The sequence below is a fragment of the Paenibacillus germinis genome (assembly GCF_013141785.1).
Lineage (GTDB): Bacteria > Bacillota > Bacilli > Paenibacillales > NBRC-103111 > Paenibacillus_E > Paenibacillus_E phytorum.
Genome location: NZ_WHOC01000144.1, coordinates 15,864 through 33,859, shown reverse-complemented (window position 1 = coordinate 33,859; position 17,996 = coordinate 15,864). Strand labels below are relative to the sequence as shown.

General features: G+C 45.1%; 15 protein-coding genes. 8 read left to right on the top strand and 7 right to left on the bottom strand.

From position 1 onward, the window contains the following. Positions 1-4 precede the first annotated feature (4 nt). Both GC102_RS26735 and GC102_RS40395 read left to right on the top strand, forming a co-directional pair. A complete protein-coding gene (locus tag GC102_RS26735) occupies positions 5-925 on the top strand; it encodes an AAA family ATPase (RefSeq protein ID WP_171692237.1) in 921 nt (306 codons plus the stop codon). Next, positions 876-2,249, top strand: a complete 1,374-nt coding sequence (locus GC102_RS40395) for a DUF58 domain-containing protein (protein ID WP_171692236.1) — start codon at positions 876-878, stop codon at positions 2,247-2,249. The genes GC102_RS26735 and GC102_RS40395 overlap by 50 nt, the downstream gene beginning before the upstream one ends. Here GC102_RS40395 and GC102_RS26725 read toward each other — a convergent pair. After that, complete coding sequence (locus GC102_RS26725; protein WP_171692235.1) at positions 2,244-3,215, bottom strand: stage II sporulation protein M; 972 nt, start codon at positions 3,213-3,215, stop codon at positions 2,244-2,246. The genes GC102_RS40395 and GC102_RS26725 overlap by 6 nt on opposite strands. Before the next feature lie 92 nt (positions 3,216-3,307). On the opposite strand from GC102_RS26725, the gene GC102_RS26720 reads away from it, so the two are divergent. From GC102_RS26720 to GC102_RS40390, 3 genes are all read left to right on the top strand, one after another. Next, a complete protein-coding gene (locus tag GC102_RS26720; RefSeq protein WP_171692234.1) occupies positions 3,308-4,105 on the top strand; it encodes an RDD family protein in 798 nt (265 codons plus the stop codon). 14 nt (positions 4,106-4,119) lie between these two features. Next, positions 4,120-4,800, top strand: coding sequence for an NAD(P)H-binding protein (locus GC102_RS26715; RefSeq protein ID WP_171692233.1), 681 nt, complete (start codon positions 4,120-4,122; stop codon positions 4,798-4,800). Between the two features lie 286 nt (positions 4,801-5,086). Continuing rightward, positions 5,087-7,423 (top strand): helix-turn-helix domain-containing protein, encoded by a 2,337-nt coding sequence (locus GC102_RS40390; RefSeq protein ID WP_171692232.1) that lies wholly within the window; start codon positions 5,087-5,089, stop codon positions 7,421-7,423. A 59-nt stretch (positions 7,424-7,482) separates the two neighbouring features. On the opposite strand, the gene GC102_RS26705 is transcribed toward GC102_RS40390, so the two are convergent. The 3 genes from GC102_RS26705 to GC102_RS26695 form a co-directional block, all read right to left on the bottom strand. After that, positions 7,483-9,036: an extracellular solute-binding protein gene (locus GC102_RS26705; protein WP_246321139.1), complete on the bottom strand. Its 1,554-nt coding sequence runs from the start codon at positions 9,034-9,036 to the stop codon at positions 7,483-7,485. A gap of 60 nt (positions 9,037-9,096) precedes the next feature. Continuing rightward, positions 9,097-9,972, bottom strand: a complete 876-nt coding sequence (locus GC102_RS26700) for a carbohydrate ABC transporter permease (RefSeq protein WP_171692231.1) — start codon at positions 9,970-9,972, stop codon at positions 9,097-9,099. Between the two features lie 84 nt (positions 9,973-10,056). Then, complete coding sequence (locus GC102_RS26695) at positions 10,057-11,028, bottom strand: ABC transporter permease (protein WP_171692230.1); 972 nt, start codon at positions 11,026-11,028, stop codon at positions 10,057-10,059. Positions 11,029-11,448: 420 nt separating this feature from the next. Here GC102_RS26695 and GC102_RS26690 point away from each other — a divergent pair, with 420 nt between their 5' ends. Beyond that, positions 11,449-12,051, top strand: coding sequence for a DUF2167 domain-containing protein (locus GC102_RS26690; protein ID WP_216628174.1), 603 nt, complete (start codon positions 11,449-11,451; stop codon positions 12,049-12,051). A gap of 479 nt (positions 12,052-12,530) precedes the next feature. Continuing rightward, positions 12,531-12,824 carry a Dabb family protein gene (locus GC102_RS26685; protein ID WP_171692229.1) on the top strand — a complete coding sequence of 98 codons (294 nt, stop codon included), beginning with the start codon at positions 12,531-12,533 and terminating at the stop codon, positions 12,822-12,824. A gap of 119 nt (positions 12,825-12,943) precedes the next feature. Here the strand turns inward: GC102_RS26685 and GC102_RS26680 are convergent, their stop codons facing one another. Next, a complete protein-coding gene (locus tag GC102_RS26680) occupies positions 12,944-13,798 on the bottom strand; it encodes a helix-turn-helix transcriptional regulator (RefSeq protein ID WP_171692228.1) in 855 nt (284 codons plus the stop codon). Between the two features lie 146 nt (positions 13,799-13,944). Between GC102_RS26680 and GC102_RS26675 the strand changes: the two genes are divergently transcribed. Further along, on the top strand, positions 13,945-15,243 hold the full coding sequence (locus tag GC102_RS26675; protein WP_171692227.1) for an alpha-glucosidase/alpha-galactosidase: 1,299 nt from the start codon (positions 13,945-13,947) through the stop codon (positions 15,241-15,243). A gap of 60 nt (positions 15,244-15,303) precedes the next feature. Here GC102_RS26675 and GC102_RS26670 read toward each other — a convergent pair whose 3' ends face one another. Next, the gene (locus GC102_RS26670) at positions 15,304-15,621 is read right to left on the bottom strand and encodes a dehydrogenase (protein WP_171692226.1); all 318 of its coding nucleotides are present in this window, start codon (positions 15,619-15,621) and stop codon (positions 15,304-15,306) included. A gap of 95 nt (positions 15,622-15,716) precedes the next feature. Beyond that, complete coding sequence (locus GC102_RS26665; RefSeq protein WP_171692225.1) at positions 15,717-17,942, bottom strand: MMPL family transporter; 2,226 nt, start codon at positions 17,940-17,942, stop codon at positions 15,717-15,719. Positions 17,943-17,996 lie beyond the last annotated feature (54 nt).

Genomic DNA, 17,996 nt, shown 5'->3' with positions numbered 1-17,996 from the left:
CGCAATGAATGAATTAATCCAATCGATGGAGCAGCGCTTGTTCGGCCAAAAGCTGAACATAAGGCTGCTCGTCACCGCCCTATTGGCTGGCGGTCATGTACTGCTGGAAGGTGTGCCGGGTCTCGGAAAGACCAAGATGGCGCGCACCCTTGCGGAATTATCAGGCGGTGATTACCGCCGTATTCAATTTACGCCAGACTTGATGCCCGGTGATATTACGGGCAGCGTCATATATCATATGCAGGATCATTCATTTACTACGATTCAAGGTCCTATTTTCACGAATGTTCTATTGGCTGATGAAATTAACCGTTCCGGACCGAAGACACAAGCGGCTCTGCTAGAAGCAATGGAAGAGCGCCAAGTAACGATTCAGGGAAACACGTACAAGCTGCCTAATCCGTTCTTTGTCGTAGCCACCCAAAATCCTGTCGAGTACGAAGGTACCTATCCGCTTCCGGAAGCACAGCTCGATCGCTTCTTGTTCAAGCTGGTGCTTGATTATCCTGGCGAAGAAGCAGAAGTAGAAATTCTTCGTCGTCATGTATCGTTCGGGCAGCATCAAGAGGAGTCACTCGAGGCCATACTGACCCCAGAACGTATAACAGAGCTGCAGCGCCGGCTTTCTGATGTTGTCGTGGAGGAATCCTTATACAACTATATTGCAACAATTATTCGCAAAACCCGCGATTCCAAACGCGTACAGCTGGGAGCCAGTCCCCGAGCAGGAATTGCCGTACTGATGGCAAGTAAAGCTTGGGCATTACTGGATGGAAGAACGTATGTGACGCCTGATGATATTAAGCTTGTAGCGCGACCTGCACTGCGGCACAGACTGCTGTTAACACCGCAAGCGGAATTGGAGGGCGGAACAAGTGACCACATCATCCAAGAGACGCTCGGCTCTATTCCGGTTCCTCGATAAATTCCTGCTACAGGATTTTATCCTGCCAACGAACCGATTCATTGGACTCGTAATCGTAGGTGCTGTAGTCACCTTAATAGCCTCTATATTTGATGCCGCCCTACCTGTATTCTTGAGCTGGAATGCGGTGCTCTGCGTGCTGAGTGGCGTTGATCTTTTGCTGCTTCCTAAACGCAGCAGTTGGGGAATTCGGCGCAAACTTCCGGAGCAGATGGATGTCAGATGCAGCTTTGAGGTGGGTCTTGAGCTTGAATCCGAGGAACAGCCGTCTGTTCACGTTGAATTAATGGATCATTTGCCCCAAACATTCAGTATGGTCCGCAACCATTTGAGCGGTGCGTTCCGAGGAACCTCAGCCTCTTTCTTTTATACAACGATGGCTCTCGAAAGAGGGGAATACGTCTTCGAACACGTATACTTGCGCTACTCCGGAGGCATGGGGCTTTGGAAGAAGCAAGTGCGATTGAAACAGGTTGATAAGATTGATATATATCCTGATTTATCTCAGGTACGAGGTGTATTAGGCGCTGTACAGGATGCATTAATTTTAGAAGGCCAGCGACTATTCAAAAAGCAGCGCAGCGGCTCGGAGTTTCATTATATCCGTGATTATGTGCAAGGCGACGATATGAGGCATATCAATTGGAAAGCGTCTGCTCGAACGACGAAGCTGATGACGAATCTTTTTCAACCGGAAAAAGGGAAGATTGTGACCCTAGTGCTGGACTGTGGTCGGCAAATGGCAATCGAGCTTGAGGGACAAGTGAAGCTTGATCGGACACTGGAAGCTGCATTAACACTTGCTGCCGTAGCTCTTAAACAAGGGGATCAAGTAGCGTTAATTGCTTACGCAAGCCAAGTGAAAGTGTACGTGCCAGCTGGAAAAGGGCTTTCCCATCTTCAGGAGTTAACGAGGGCAGTTTATGATCTGCGAACGGACTTCGTGGAGTCGAACACACAGATAGCCTTCTCTCATGTGCTGCGTTTTCTGAAAAAACGCTCACTTGTCGTGCTATTTTCCGATATGGAAAGCTATCTGTATGATCAAGAAATGCTGCCTTATGTGCAGCGATTGCGTAGAAGTCACCATGTGCTGCTCTTGTCCTTGCAGGATCCGCTTCTTCATCAATGGGTGCGTATTCGCGCTGAGGATAGCCGCCAGGCTTATCGGCAAAGTATTGCCCATCAATTTACGACAGACCGTTACGCCTATGTAACTAAAATGGCTGGCCGAGGCATCCCTGTGATGGATGTCCCTGCCGACCAACTGACGCTTAGCGCTGTTAATGCATATTTGGATTTGAAATCGCGAGATCGTTTATAGCGTTAATTGTTTTTGTTTAGATCGTCTGCTAATGCCGTATCCGTAATAGAGTGCAAGTAACAATAAAGTCACTCCGGCTATGAGATATTTAACCTCAAGCGACATCGTTGACGGTGTAATGTAACCTTCAATAATCCCTGCGATGATGAATAAAGGAATTGTGCCGATCAAGAGCTGGGCGGATTCCTTGGCCGACTCCAGAAAGCGCAGCTTGCGCGGATAGGGTCCTGGAACGAAGAATCGATACCCCATATATAAGCCGGCGCCGCCTGCAATGAAAATAGCGGTAAGCTCAATAATGCCATGCGGCAATATGTAGGCCCAGAATACATAGCTTTTCCCAGATTGCATGAAGACCGCAGCTAAAGCTCCTACTATAAGGCCGTTGCTTATCATTAAATAGATGGTCCCGATCCCAAGCGTTACACCGCTTATGAAGGCGAGAACGGCGACCCGAATGTTGTTCGTCATGATGGCTGTGGATACGAGTGGGGAATGCAGGTCCCCGCGTGGATCGGCAGTTTTGGAAGGGTCAATACTATCGGCCATGGCCCCAGGCATGATCATGGATAGATTCAACGGATCGTTCCATACGGACAGGAAGCCGAGCATTCCACCAAGCAAAAATAAGAAAAGAGCAAAGCCCACAAAAAGACTTCTCACGCGTATTAGCGATGGGAAATAGTGGAGGAAAAACTCCTTCATTTGTTTACTACTTTTGTTATTTTCTTTATACATCGCATTATGGGCTTGAGATACGAGATGATTCAAATATAGGGTTGTTTCATCCGTAGGCATGTGAGTTTGTAAGGTAGCAAGATGAGCGGATGCGACTTTGTAAAGTTCAGTGAATCGATTCACATGGCTGGCCTGTAAACTGCTCTTCCGTTTACTAAGCTGAATGAGCAGCTGCTCAAGCTCTGTCCATTGCGATTTATGTTCTCGAATAAAGCGCGAGATATTCATGGGGGGACCTCCTAAATCTCTGAGTTTTGCTTGTTCATTTTAGCATATCAATGACATTCGTTACCATAATTTTGAAATCATAAGGAGATGCTATGAACGAGTCTCTGGATAAAGAACTAACCATCATTACACCTGAGCAGGTGCAATTGCAATTTCAAACCGCAGGGATTGGCAGCAGGGCGATAGCGCATCTACTTGATTGTTTGATTTTGCTTGTGATGAATGGCCTTTTATTCTTATTCGCTATTTTGATAAGCAGGTTATATTCGGGTGACTGGCTGCCTGCTCTTGCTGATTATTTGATCGCGATTGCCATCATTCTTTGGATTGTAGTGAACTTAGGCTATTTCGTTTGCACAGAAGCCTTCATGGGAGGGCAAACGCCAGGGAAAAGAATCCTAGGACTTCGCGTGCTCCAAAATAACGGACAATCTGCAACCTTATTATCGATCTTGATTCGTAACTTGTTTCGTTTGCTGGATATAATGCCAACTTTCTACTTCATTGGTGCAGTCAGTATCATCTTTAGTTCAAAAGATAAGCGCATCGGTGATATGGTAGCCGGAACCATTGTTGTGATTGAAGCTCGTTTTGAGCGAATGAAGCGTCGTAAACATATCGATAAGGCAATCGCCAAAAAGAATTTCCCCATCCTTACTGTGGAGATAGAGGAAGCCAAAAGACAAGAGATTACTGCGGTAGACTGGCAGCTTTTACAAGCCTGGGTCGAGCGAATACCGACAATGCATCATGTAAGACTACAGGAGTTAGCCGTACCGATTGCTCAACATTTTGCTAAGAAGTTAGAACATGACCTAGGGTTTACACGGAATTCTGCTGCATACTTAGCCCGGCTTTATGAGAAGCTGAGAGACGATTGGGAAGTTTAATTAGGAGGGCTCATATGGGAATGACGGCCATTGTAGCAGGCGGTACCGGATTAGTTGGCCGTGAGCTGATCAAGCTGCTTTTAGAAGATCAGGCATACACAAAAGTGATTGCACTGGTTCGTAAAAATATGCAAATTAGTCATCTCCGCGGAAATGAGAAATTGGTTCAAATCGTAACCGATTTTAACAATTTAGAGATAGTTATTGAACAGTCTGACATGGAACATGCTCATGTATTTTGCACGCTAGGTACCACGATTAAGAAGGCAGGATCCCAAGAGCAGTTTCGGAAAGTAGATTTGGATTACCCTATGAGATTGGGTCAGATGGCTAGTACAGGTAAGGCAGATGCATTTGCCATTGTGACTGCGATGGGAGCGAACCGAAAATCCTCGATTTTCTACAATCGGGTAAAGGGAGAAGTGGAGGAAGGCCTTAGAGAGCTTAAGCTGCGTGCGCTTTACATGCTTCGACCTTCACTCATTCTAGGTGATCGAGATGAGACACGATTGGGTGAGAAATTGGGAAGCGTGGTGTCGCGAGCCATTTCCCCGCTAATGATTGGTAGACTTCGTACGTATCGGCCGATCCATGCGAAAACGATCGCTATGGGATTAATTCAATCCGCAAAGTCAGGCCAGATCGGCTCACATGTGCTGCTGTCAGCTCAGATTGCTGAGCTTGCTTCGAAGTAAAGGGCACCATATCGACGTGTGAACGCCTTCCTGATATGAGTAGAGACGACGAACATATTTTCTTACTTTTATGATTTTAGGACTTGCGTCTAAAGTAAAGTGAGCCCCCATCGGGCAGCATAGTGATCGTACATGGAGCCACCTGCGAAGGTGGTTATTTTCTTTGCCAAGATCATAGAATAGCTAATCGAATTTCAGTATAATTAAGGAAATGTTAATCATACTTGTATAATATCAATAGAGATGGTAGCTTCGCCAGATAGACTTAAAAAGGAAGTGAACGTCCGTGAGTTTCAAAAAGTTTGAAGCGAGAAAAGGTGCCTTTTACCGCAAAAACTTGATTCTTGTCCTGCTCATCAACTGCCTGCTGGTCAGTTTTATTGGGATTAGTTTGTATTACGCCGGAGGAGGACGTATTGTTGCGGAAGTCAATAAATCGCATCAGGTGCAGCTGAATCAGTCTATTCAGCGAATTCACGATTATTTTTCCCAACTGGAGCAGTATTCTGCGCAGGTAGCCTTTAATCCGGGATTTAACGCTTCTATTTCAACGCTAGATTTTAATTATCAGTTTGAGCGAACGAAGGAACTTTTGGAATCTCTCAGCATGATGAGACAAGCGAATCCGCTGATCAGCTCCGTTTTCCTGTACCTCAAAGATCAAAATAGTCTAATTGGCGACTATGCGGGCGTCAGGCGAATAACGAGTGAGGATGATAGGCGCATATTTCTCTCTCTGTTAGAGCCTCAACCAGGCATCTATTTGCGAGATAAGATTAAGCGCATAGACGATCCGGATTCAGAGAACAAAGCAGTAGTCATTAAGCTGCCCGGTTGGGCTTCCCAAGAGCAAACATACGGAGCTTTTATTATTTATATTAATCAAGTTAAATTGAATGAGCTCGTGGAGAAATTGACATCCCAAGGTGGAGCAGCGTTCTTGGTCGATCAGAATGGCGAATATATAACAACGCCTGCTGCTGTTCATGCAAAAACCGGAACAGGTCTCGTGGAAGCATTACGGGAGCGGGTTCTGAAAGAGGGATTGGACAAAAATACATCCGTTATGAAATGGAACGGCCAAAGCTATTCCGTCTCGTATGGAAAAATGTCGTTTATCGGTTCCAACTTGACTTATATTTCTGCTACGCCGCTATCTTCGATTACGGCTCCGGTCAACGCGATGTCGAAACTAATCGTCATCATAAGCTTCCTGGGGCTTATTGCTTCACTTCTACTCTCATGGTTTGCATCAAAGCGCATTTACAATCCAATTGGAAGGCTCATGCGTCTGATCGAAGGTGATAAAGAGGCGGAAGAGAAGGAAAAGAAGGATGAATTCGTTTATCTGGAAAATCAGTGGAAACAAAATCTGCTGCAAAATGTTACATTGTCGACGCGACTCAAGGAACTGCTGCCGCGATTAAGGGAAGGCTTTTTGATCCAGTTTTTGCAGGGACATCATTATTACTATTCCGAATCGGAAATTATTGAGAAAATGCGCCAGTTTGACTGGGATATTCTTGATCAACGTTTTGCCTTTATTATGGTGCAAATGCATGGCATTTCCAGTTCGGATGGGAAGTTTTCCGAGAAGGATGAGCAGCTTGTTTCATTTGCCGCTTCCAAAATCATGCAGGACTTGGCTTCGTCGCACTATGCGCTAAACCATGTTATTGATTTTCAGGATCTCTCGGTTGCGATGTTCGTCGTTCTGGACGATGAGCAGGCTGACGAGGAAGCTCTAATGAAGGAGCTTAGAGCGTTATCCGAGCAAATTTTGCAGGCGGTCAAAGATATGCTGGGTATGCGGGCGACCATTCTCATCAGCTCGATCACTGATGCGATCCTGCAAACGCCGGACATGCTGGAACAAACGCGGAAGGAACTATTGTTTCGCGACATTCCGAGCACGAATCAAGTGCTGGTCATGAGCGACTTCAAGACGGAGGAGAGCTATACCGCCCAATATCCGTTTGAACTGGAACGCGAGATCACAGGGGCAGTACGGATGGGGCTGGAAGATGAAGCCATGCGCCTGATTAGCGAATTTGTGCGTCAACTCCAGCAAAACTCAAGGAAAAAGCTCGTCCTGCATCAAGCGATGTTGAAGCTGCTAGGCAGTATTCTCGACGCTATCATGCGAAACGACACCAATCCATTTACGCTTTACAAGGATGTTCATCTGTATGAACAACTTATGCAAATCCGCGAAACGCATAAGATGCTCGAATGGTTCCGGACAACGCTCATTCATCCTTATGTGAGCACTCTGTCGCTAACGAACGATCCAGAGCTGAAGCAGTCCATTGATAAGATGGTGATCCGGTTGCAGCAGGAGTTCATGGATGAGATTTCGTTAGAAGCGTACGCGGACGAGATGCAATTGAGTCCGTACAAGCTGAGCAAATCATTCAAGCAGCTGATGGGGACAAATTTTATAGATTATGTTACAAAGCTGCGCTTAGATAAATGCAAGGAACTGCTGCTCACTTCGAATTTAAAGATTAACGATATAGCTGATATGCTCAACTATCAATCATCGTATCTGATCCGTATATTCAAAAAAAGCGAAGGCATGACCCCGGGACAGTACAGGGACAAACATTCGCAAGCAGGTTGATCTCAAACGCACGCTTAAAAACGGTCCAACGCGTAATTGCGATGGACCGTTTTTATGTTTTATTTTTTCATCTGTGACTGGTAAACTTCGTTCATTTCTTTCGTCATCAACTGCAGGTTGGCATCTGCACTTAGCTTGGTGATGAAATCATCGTATTCCTGAATTGTTGCTTTCCCCAGGATGACTTTCACACGCATATCAGCCGCTTTTTTCTTGATTTCGCTGTAATATTTATTGTAGGCATCAGAGACAAGTGTTTCATCCGGTCGAGGCACCTTCACTTTTTTGCGTTCGTCCACAATTTGTTTCTGACGTGCGAAGAACTCATCCGTCATACCTGAAGCAGACACAGCAGAGTACTCGTCAATCTCGTGGAATACGGAATCCATCAGATTGGTCGTAACCAAATCTTTCTTGGCTTGTTCGGTTGGAACAATTTTGCCGTTTACTTCATTGTAATGAATGCCTGATATGCCGAAACGAGCGAGTTTGTTTCCTTCTTTGCCATAGCCGTAATCCATAAAGGCCAAAATTTTCTTCAATTTATCTTCCGACACTTTTTTCGGGATCAAATAGTGACCATAGAAAGGAGCACCGGAAGGCGTATATTTATTTCCGCTAGGTCCCGCTAGGGCTGTAACAGGAATGAGTTCAGCCTTTGGATCGACCTTTTTAATAGGCTCAAGTCGGCCCCAAGCATTATTCATGGCATAACCTGCGCCGCCTGCTTTACCGCTTTGGAATACATCGTTAATTTGAGAGAAGTTTAAGATGGCAAAGTCGGCAGGGAAGAGGCCTTCATCATATGCTTTTTTGATCCAGAGCATAGCATCCTTGGTAGCGGGTTCGGTTATGATCGGATACAATTTACCATCGTCGCGAAGCTTCCAATTACCTTGACTGTTGTTAAAAATATTAATGACATACCCGATGTAATCCGGGTTTGCTGAGTATGGGATCGTGTCGGCTTTGCCGTTTCCGTCAGGATCTTTTTCTTTGAAAGCTTTCAAAGTCGTGTAGAACTCATCCATTGTTTCAGGCACTTTCAAACCTAATTTATCCAGCCAGTCTTTACGGAGAATCGGGAATACGCCGCCTCCATAGCTTGGGTAATATCTGGGGATCGTATAGTTTTTGCCGTCAATTTTCGCATTATCAAAGGACGCTTTCATTTCTGGTGCGCTTAGATTCGGATAATCTTTCAAAAATGGGGTTAGGTCCCAGAATGCGCCTTGTTTGATCATATTGCGAATTTGCGGCCCTACGGGCGCTGCTGTGATATCTTCTACAAACGTTAGATCCGGGAGGTTGCCTGATGCGAGCAGCACGTTAATTTTATCTTCGAACGTATTGGCGGAAATCCAATCGATTTTCAGCTTCGTATTGGTCCGCTTCTCAAACTCTTTCCACAAGCTGTTCGTATCATCAATAAATTGATCAGCATAGCTGATGACTTCCAGACTGATTTCTGTTGGCGCCGCTGGTTTACCTCCGCTTTTATTGTCCGAAGAGGCAGGAGTTGCTGTGTTGCTTATACTGCATGCAGACAGCACTAGGGATGCAGTGAGCATGACGGATGAGGAGAAAGTGAGCCATTTCTTTGTTTTTTTCATGAATGAACCTCCCATTTTCTAGTTTTAACAATTGATTAAACTGCCTTGCGTTTATTGTGATCATTCCTTTACAGAGCCAATCATTGCCCCTTTGGCAAAATGTTTCTGAAGGAACGGGTACACCAGCATGATCGGTACGGTCGCAATAACGACAGCAGCCATTTTTAACGTTTCAGTAGGCATTTGCTTGTTGGAGCGGAAATCCAGATTTCCTGTCGCCGAAGAAGGATCTGTGAGCATATTTTGCAGAAGAACTTGGAGTGGCCATAGTTTAAAATCGTTAACATACATTAATGCGCTGAAATACGTATTCCAATAGCCTACAGCAAAAAACAAGCCAAAAGCTACAAGCGAAGGTAAGGATAACGGTAATATGATACGTATCCATATGCCGATTTCGTTCGCTCCATCAATCCTAGCAGCTTCTTCAAGGCTATCAGGGATACTGTCAAAAAAGCCTTTCATCAAAAGCACAAACCATCCGCTAGACAATACAGGTAAAATTAACGCCCAGACACTGTCAATCAGGCCAAGCTGTCGAACGACCAAATAGGAAGGGATGAGGCCTGGCTGAAATAAAATTGTGAACAATAGCAGGAACATGATGAATCTGCGAAAGCGTAGGCGTTTTCGGGATACGGCATACGCGAGCCCTGAGGTCACAATTAAGCTCAAGGCGGTGCCCACAGTAGCTAGAAATAAACTTATGCTGATAGCCCGTGGGAACTGGGGGGTGGAGAGCAGCGTTTTGTACGCTTCTAGCGACCACATGGTTGGAAATAAGATCAACGGTTTCTGGTAATATTCGATCGGATCGGTAAAAGACAATACCACTGTGTAATAAATAGGAAACAGGGTAACGGCTCCAATGAGAAGTAGAAAGGCGATGTTGCATGTATCAAATATTCGGCCTGACAAGCTTTTCCGTATGATCATGAATTCGTAAACCTCCTTCGAAACTTTAAATGTGAGTTTAAAAAGTCTGCTTTCAGAATCGAGAAAGCCCTTTTGTAAACCTCATTAATAAACGCCTTCTTCGCCGAAACGCTTTGCTGCTTTATTGGCCATCACTACGAGCGTGACCCCAATTAACGATTTGAACAAACCAATCGCTGTACTGTAGCTGAATTGCCCTTGTTGAATACCCGCTCGGAAGACATAAGTATCGAAGACGTCTGCCACTTCGGTGACGGTACTGTTGTTCTTCATCATTAAATAAATTTGCTCGAAACCGGTATCCATAATGGAGCCGAGTTGCAAAATAAATAAAATGAAAATCACGTTGCGGATTGCAGGTAATGTAATGTGCCAAGCTTGGCGTAAACGACTTGCCCCGTCCATAACGGCCGCTTCGTAAAGCTGCGGATTAGCTCCGGCTATAGCCGCGAGGAAGATGATAGTACCCCATCCAGCTTCTTTCCACATAGACTGAGCGGTGACTAGTGCCCAGAAGTAGTTAGGCTCTGTCAGAAAGCCGACTTTTTCCGTGCCTATTGCTGTTAGTATTTTATTTACCAAGCCCTCTGACTCTGAAAGCATTAGGAAGGTAAGGCCAGAAATGATGACCCAAGATAAGAAGTGGGGAATGTAGATAACGGTTTGCACGACGCGTTTGAGCAGCAAATTGCGAAGCTCATTCAGTAAAAGTGATAATAAGATCGGAAAAGGAAAGAATAACACTAGATTTAATAAGCTAATCATTAGCGTGTTTCGTAACAGTATAAGGAAATCTTCATTTGAGAAAAAGCGTTGAAAGTGTTCGAACCCAACCCACTCGCTCTTTGCGATACCAAGATAGGGGGAGTACTCCTGGAAAGCAATAACTAAACCGCCAACAGGTATATATTTAAAAATAAGGAAATACAGCAAACCTGGGAACGCTATTAGATATAAATATTTGTCGCGTTTTAGATCGGCCCAAACCCGCTTCGTGGCAGTAAGCTCTTTTGATAATTTGGAATTAACCGGAACTTCGGAAATGTGCAGATTCATTGAATCCCTTCTTTCTACAAGGTAGGTAATCGTCGCTGTCAGCGAGCTACCGAACATGATCCGTTTACGAGTGGATCCAGTCCGAAGCTCGGTTCATATTTTTACTTTATGGCTATCTGTCATTTCGCTCAATGATAAGTTTTTGCCCCTTCATTTTTGCGGATAATAGGTTTTTGCAAGGAAATCCTTAGCCATTTTACGGAATAATACTTTTTTGCACCTTGTCTATGCGGCTATTTCCCACCATTCGCCGATGAAAGAGGAGTCTTTATTGTTTTAATTATCATCTTGGTACGAGCGCCTACATGATGTAAGTCAACAGGAGTTAGCCGTTCCGATTGCTGAATACTAAAAGGAGAAGCATGAAGAATTATCCCCAAGCCCAGCGCAGAAAATAATATAAAAAAAACCTCCTCATGCTTGAGGAGACACAATGTCACGGGGGATGAGATTGGCAGCATTTTTCCGAAGAGTCCGGATCAGACATGGACAGTCATTTTGGAATATGAGAAATCTGGTCATATCAAAGATGATGAAAAAACAAAGATAGATGCTAAAGAACTGCGTAACAGCTATATAAAAGGAACAGAAGCGGCAAATAAAAAGCGTCAGGATGGAGAAAAGATTTATGTGAAGGGGTGGGATATTGAACCTTTCTATGATGAAAAGACACATGGGCTTACTTGGTCCTTATTGGCTGAGGATGACAAGAAAGTGACGTTTCTTAATTACAATACGCGCATTTTGACGCGAGAGAGTAATATATCTGTTATTTTGGTCTCTGATCCAACTCATAGAGAAGCTGATAAAAAGGTGATTGCTGAGAAATTGTTGCCCAAGCTGAACATGAAAACGGGAGAAAAATATGAAGACTTCAACCCAGCTAAGGATAAGATGTCAGAGTATGGACTAAGCGCGCTCATTCTAGGCGGGGCAGGGTTAGCAGTCGCTAAGAAAGTAGGGATATTGGCAGTCATTATTCTTTTTCTAAAAAAGTTTGCAGTACTTATCGTTATTGCTTAATTAGGACTCCTCATCGACGTTGGCTCGCCTTCCTGATATGATTAAAGACGTTAATCTCAGTTTCCAAGCTTATTTGTTCGGGGACGAACGATTAAGCGTGTTTTTCGAGCTTAATCAGCACGGACGCGCCGGGACATCCTGCTGAGAAGCTGTTTTTCGGCTTCTCAGACTCTACCGACAAGCTTCGGCTCGCCAAGCTCTCGCTGTAAGCGCGTTTTTCGCGCCTATTTGTTCGGTGGCGAACGATTAAGCGCGTTTTCCGTGCTTAATTAACACGGACGCGCGGTACAAGTCTGCTGAGAAGTTGTTTTCCGGCTTCTCAGACTCTACCGGCGAGCTTCGGCCCGCCAAGCTCTCGCTGAAAGCGCGTTTTCCGCGCCTATTTGTTCGGGGGCTCCCGAATAAGCACGGTTTCCGAGCTTATTCGAACGTTAATCAAAAACACACTAAGACATGTTGGGGAAAGTAGGTTTTATTTCATGATCGATCATATTGTACTTGTAAAATTCGGTGAAACAACGACGCAGGAGCAGCTCCAAGAAGTCGTTGATAGATTTAAAGCGTTAAAAGAGCATCTAACGGGCATCGTAGATATTCAAGCGGGCATTAACTTTTCAGAGAAGAACAAAGGTTATCAGATTGTTTTATCAGTGCGTTTTGAAGATAGAGCAGCGCTTGAGGCTTACGGTCCAAATCCGGAGCACCAAGCGGTTGCTGCATATATTAGAGAAGTAGGTAGAGAAGATAGTTTGATTGTTGATATTGAAATTTAATATACGAAAAACTGCTGATAGGGATTCGTCCTTGTCAGCAGTTTTTTTATGCGGATAATTTCAATAAATGATTATTTTGTCCAATCTATTAATCTATCCTCTTCATACAAGAAGACCAACTAGACTTTCTGTTCTTTGCGATAAACCGAAGGAGCTGATCCACTCCATTTGCGAAATTGTTTGGAAAAATAGAGGGCATCATTGAATCCGACAGAAGCAGCCACTTGGTCAATAGTCATGGATGTCTCTAGCAGCTGTTTGGCCCGTTCCATGCGAACTTTTAATAGATACTGCATTGGGGCTAAGCCCGTCGATTGTTTGAACATTTTACATAAGTACGTACGGTGATAGCCTAGATTGTGTGCGAGTTCCTCGATAGATACCGGCTGTGTGTATTGTAGTTCTAAATATCGGATGGCCTGTCCGACCTGACGCTCGATATCGGTTTCGGTTGTTGGCGTAAAGGTAATCTGGTGGCTATTCATGCGCCCGAGCTCTCGGATCAAGAGGCGAAGCCAAGCAGCGGATTCCATATCCTCAAGTACAGGAGTGTCAGATTGTTGGAAACTAGAGCGAATATGGCGGTAATAATGACGAATGGAGCGAGGGTTACTCCCTGAAATCACGGCCTGATTGGGTGAAACGCCGATTTGCGAAAGCAAGGTTCCTGCTGCGCGACCTGAAAAGGCAACCCACGTATAGTGCCAGGGATGCTGGCTGTCTGCAATATAACTGAATAACTCTCCGGGATAAATAACGAAGGTGTCTCCTGCGGAGCATCGGTAAGAGCGGTTATGCATCTCGAAGGTGCCTTCTCCCGCATGTACGGTATGGATAAGGTAATAATCATGCACAGCCGGCCCCATTTTATGTAAAGGAATAGGCTTGCCTTCTCCACTAAAAAGTACAGATAATTCATTGGTGCTATGGAGCGGATTGATATGAACGGAGAAATAGGAATGATCCTGATTCATAAAAGCCTCTTTTTGTTTTTGTTTCTAGGGTACATGAATAAACTACAAATGTCCATATAGGAGTTCATTCAATCCATGTATTTGGGAGTTGTCCTGCGCTATAGTGAAGATAAGAAACAAGAACACACATTGGAGGAGATTCACACATGTCCAAGATTACTTTTCTAGGTGCCGGAAGTACGGTTTTTGCAAAAAATGTACTTGGTGATTGTTTGCTCACACCTGCGCTGCAAGGCTTTGAAATCGCTCTCTTTGATATTGATCACGAACGTCTGCAGGATTCAGCTAACATGCTGAATAACATCAAAAAAACTAGCGGAAGTACATCAGTTATAAAAGTATATACGGACCGTAAAGAAGCTCTGAGCGGGGCTAAATATGTGGTGAACGCTATCCAAGTAGGTGGCTATGATCCATGTACAATAACGGATTTTGAAATCCCTAAAAAGTACGGCTTGCGTCAAACGATTGCGGACACAGTCGGTATCGGAGGTATTTTCCGAAATCTGCGAACGATCCCTGTGATGCTGGATTTCGCTGCGGATATTCGCGAGGTATGTCCGGATGCCCTGTTCCTCAACTATACGAATCCGATGGCGGTATTAACTAATGTCATGAACACGTATGGCGGTGTTCGTACAGTTGGCTTATGTCACAGTGTACAAGCGTGTATTCCAGAGCTTTTCAAAAGTCTTGGCTTGGAAAAGGAAGGCGTTAAAGCCAAAATCGCCGGTATCAACCATATGGCGTGGCTGCTGGAAGTAACCAAGGATGGCGTTGACCTCTATCCAGAGATTAAGAAGCGGGCTGCGGAAAAGCAAAAAGAGAAGCATTGGGACATGGTTCGTTATGAAATGATGCTGAAATTCGGCCATTATATTACGGAGTCGTCCGAGCATAACGCAGAGTACCATCCGTATTTCATCAAACGTAATTATCCAGAGCTGGTTGACCGCTTTAATATTCCGCTCGACGAGTATCCACGCCGCTGTATCGAGCAAATTAGCAAGTGGAAAAAAATGCGCGAGGATTTGGTGAATGATGCGAATTTGACGCATGTGCGTTCACACGAGTATGCTTCGTACATTTTCGAAGCGATTGAGACCGATGTTCCGTTCAAAATCGGCGGTAACGTGATGAATACGGGTTTAATTACGAACTTGCCACGCGAAGCATGCGTTGAAGTTCCTTGTTTAGTGGACCGTAACGGAGTTACGCCTACCTACGTGGGAGATCTGCCTCCACAGCTAGCGGCGCTTAACCGTACGAATATCAATACGCAGCTGCTGACGATTGAAGCCGCAATCACTCGTAAACGCGAGCATATTTATCACGCAGCTATGCTGGATCCACATACATCAGCAGAGCTGTCGATGGACGATATCGTTGCGATGTGTGATGAGTTAATTGAAGCACACGGCAAATGGCTGCCTGAATATCACTAAATGTTCATATGAAAAAGAAGGTCGTGGCGTATGTCTAACATACCCATGGCCTTCTTTGTTTTAACCACCGAATGCGTCACGAAACGCATGGTTTAATACTTCAAGCTCCACATTCCAAAGCGGGGCAATTTCTGGCCCTACGTTTTCGTCGAACCAGTCGGAAAGCGCTTTGCGGTTGCTGCCGTTCTCCGTGATGAATGGAAGATTCAGCATCACCTTTTTCACATAGAGCTCCTCTGCGGCCTTAATTTGCTCGGGGGAAATCCATACTTTCAAGCGCTTAACGGTTCGGTATAATTCCTTGCTGCAAGCTCTTCGAATCCCGCGTGCACTGGGGAACTGCTGCTTATGTTTTTCACTCGGCTTGTTATTGATCATGACAGTATCCACACTCCCTCTATGCTATTTGTATGCATAGAGAGGGCGCAGAGCCACTGGGGACAGGAACCTAAGCCGCCCATTTGGGTAGTGGATTAATGTTTTAGAGCCGTATTTTGTTGGAGCTTGGTGTCTGGCCCTTTTGGTCCTAGGTAAGTCATCAGTGCTGGAAGCAGCATGCCGCGAACGAGGAAGGTGTCGATTAAAATCCCGGCCGCCATGGCGAACCCGAACAGCATCAATTCTTGAAGCGGCTGTGTCATCAGCACACTGAAGGTAGCTGCAAGGACAATACCAGCAGAAGAGATGACCCCGCCTGTCAAAGCCACGCCGCGCCCGACAGCTTCCTTCCACGCATAGTTCTGAGCTTCCTCTTTAATCCGCGAGACCAACACAATGTTGTAATCGACTCCTAACGCGATGAGAAAGACGAACGTGTAGACAGGCAGTCGATAGCTAAAAGCATCATAGCCAAATCCGTAATGGAAGACACCCCATACTAGCCCCATAGTTGCTGCATAGGATAACAGCATGGTTGCGATCATGGTGAGAGCCAATCGGATGGATCGGGCCTGCCAAATAAGCATGAGGGTAATAAATAGAGTAATTAGCGAAAATAGGACGAGAGTATCGCGTTTATTCATGGATCGGACATCTAGTTGATCAGCCGTTTGGCCTGCATAATGCAAGGAAAACTGCGCAGGATCGAATCCGCTGTTTCGGAGTAATTGTTCACTATCTACACGCATTTGGTTAATCAAATCCAGTGCTTCCTGGTCGTATGGGTTTTGCTTTAGCGTCATCTGGAGTCTGATGGTATGCTTTTGCTGGGAGAGCATCGCTTGGGCAGTTGGGCTACCCGAAGTCAGAAAATCCTTATTGATTTCAGGTGTGATGCCGCTAATCCCGTTTCTTTCTTTCATGGCATTAACTAATAAACTAGCCTTATTGATAAATGCAGCATCCAAAACGATCTCTTTCTCTGACTTCAAAAGGATTGTAACCGGGGCTAACTGCCCTTGTGGGAAGCGCTGCTGTAGAAGCTCGAAGCCTTGTCGCGACGAAATATCGCTAGGAAAGGACTTCATTAAGTTAAATGAATACTTCATGCTTAACGTAGAAAGAGAAGGAATAATTAATACTATTAATAAAAGGATGGCTGTGAAAGCAGGCTTTTTTGTTATAAAAGCACTAACTTTTGCCCAGAACCCCTTCTGTTTCACTTCGGATAGTGTCATCTCCCTCTTTGGAATCAGGGGCCAGAAGGCTTTGCGTCCAACGAGTGCAAATAGCGCAGGGATTAAGGTCAATCCACCTAGCAGGATGATGATCATGGCAACCGAAAACACAGGTGCAAAGTGATGGTAAGGCTTGAAAATGGCGGCGAACAAAGTGATCATGGCGATAAAGACCGTGCCGCCGCTGAATAGGATAGGTTCAGCTACTTTCGAGAAAGCAGTAGACATCGCGTCGTATTTGGAGTCTGTCTTCCTTAGTTCAGACCGGTAACGAGCAACGATAAATAAGCAATAATCGGTTAGCACTGCGAAAAGCAGAATCATCATGATGGAAAGGGATTGCTTCTCGACAAAGAACCAGCCCATTTTACCCGCCAAGCCGAGGATTCGGTCCACGACCTGATACACCATGCCCGCAATAACTAAGGGCAGCAGAGCGAGCAGGGGGGAACGATAGATGATGATCAAAATGACTAAAATCAAAACAACCGTTGCTAGCATTAAGACGAAGTCAGCTTTCTTGAAAAGCATGATCGTATCGGAAGAGATGCCGGCAGGCCCTGTGATTTCAAGTTTGACAGCCCCCATGCCAATCTGATCCGCAGTATGTCGAATTTGCTCAAGGGTGTCGTAGACTTGCCCGGATTCCAAATCCTTTTGTAATGAGACGGTCAGCAGGAGTGTGGTTTGATCTTCGGAAACAAAGGTATCCTGTTGAGCTTTGGGTAATTGATGGAAAGGTACGGCACGCGTGACCAAGGGCGGCTTCTGATCGGAGCTAAGCCATTCACTAATTTTTTGGATATTTCCGCGTTCAGCATCTGTTATTGCGTTCTGTCCATGGAAGACAAGTAGGGCTGTTAAGCCATCTTGAGATGGATAGTCTTCTTTCAGAATTTGCTGAGCTGCCGAGGATAGCGTATCTTCATGGATGCTGCCTTCTCCGCCGCTTTTTGCAACTTCCTTCGAGGATGGCGCCATAGCGCTTAATAAAATAATGGCTGCTAGCCAACTGATTAGAACGACTTTGGCTCCTTTGGAGCTGCTTACTAAACGAGCTAACTTCGGGAAAAAACGGTTCATTGTTCATGTCCCCTCTCCTTATTCTCATTAGAATTGTAGGAAAGGAATATGAAC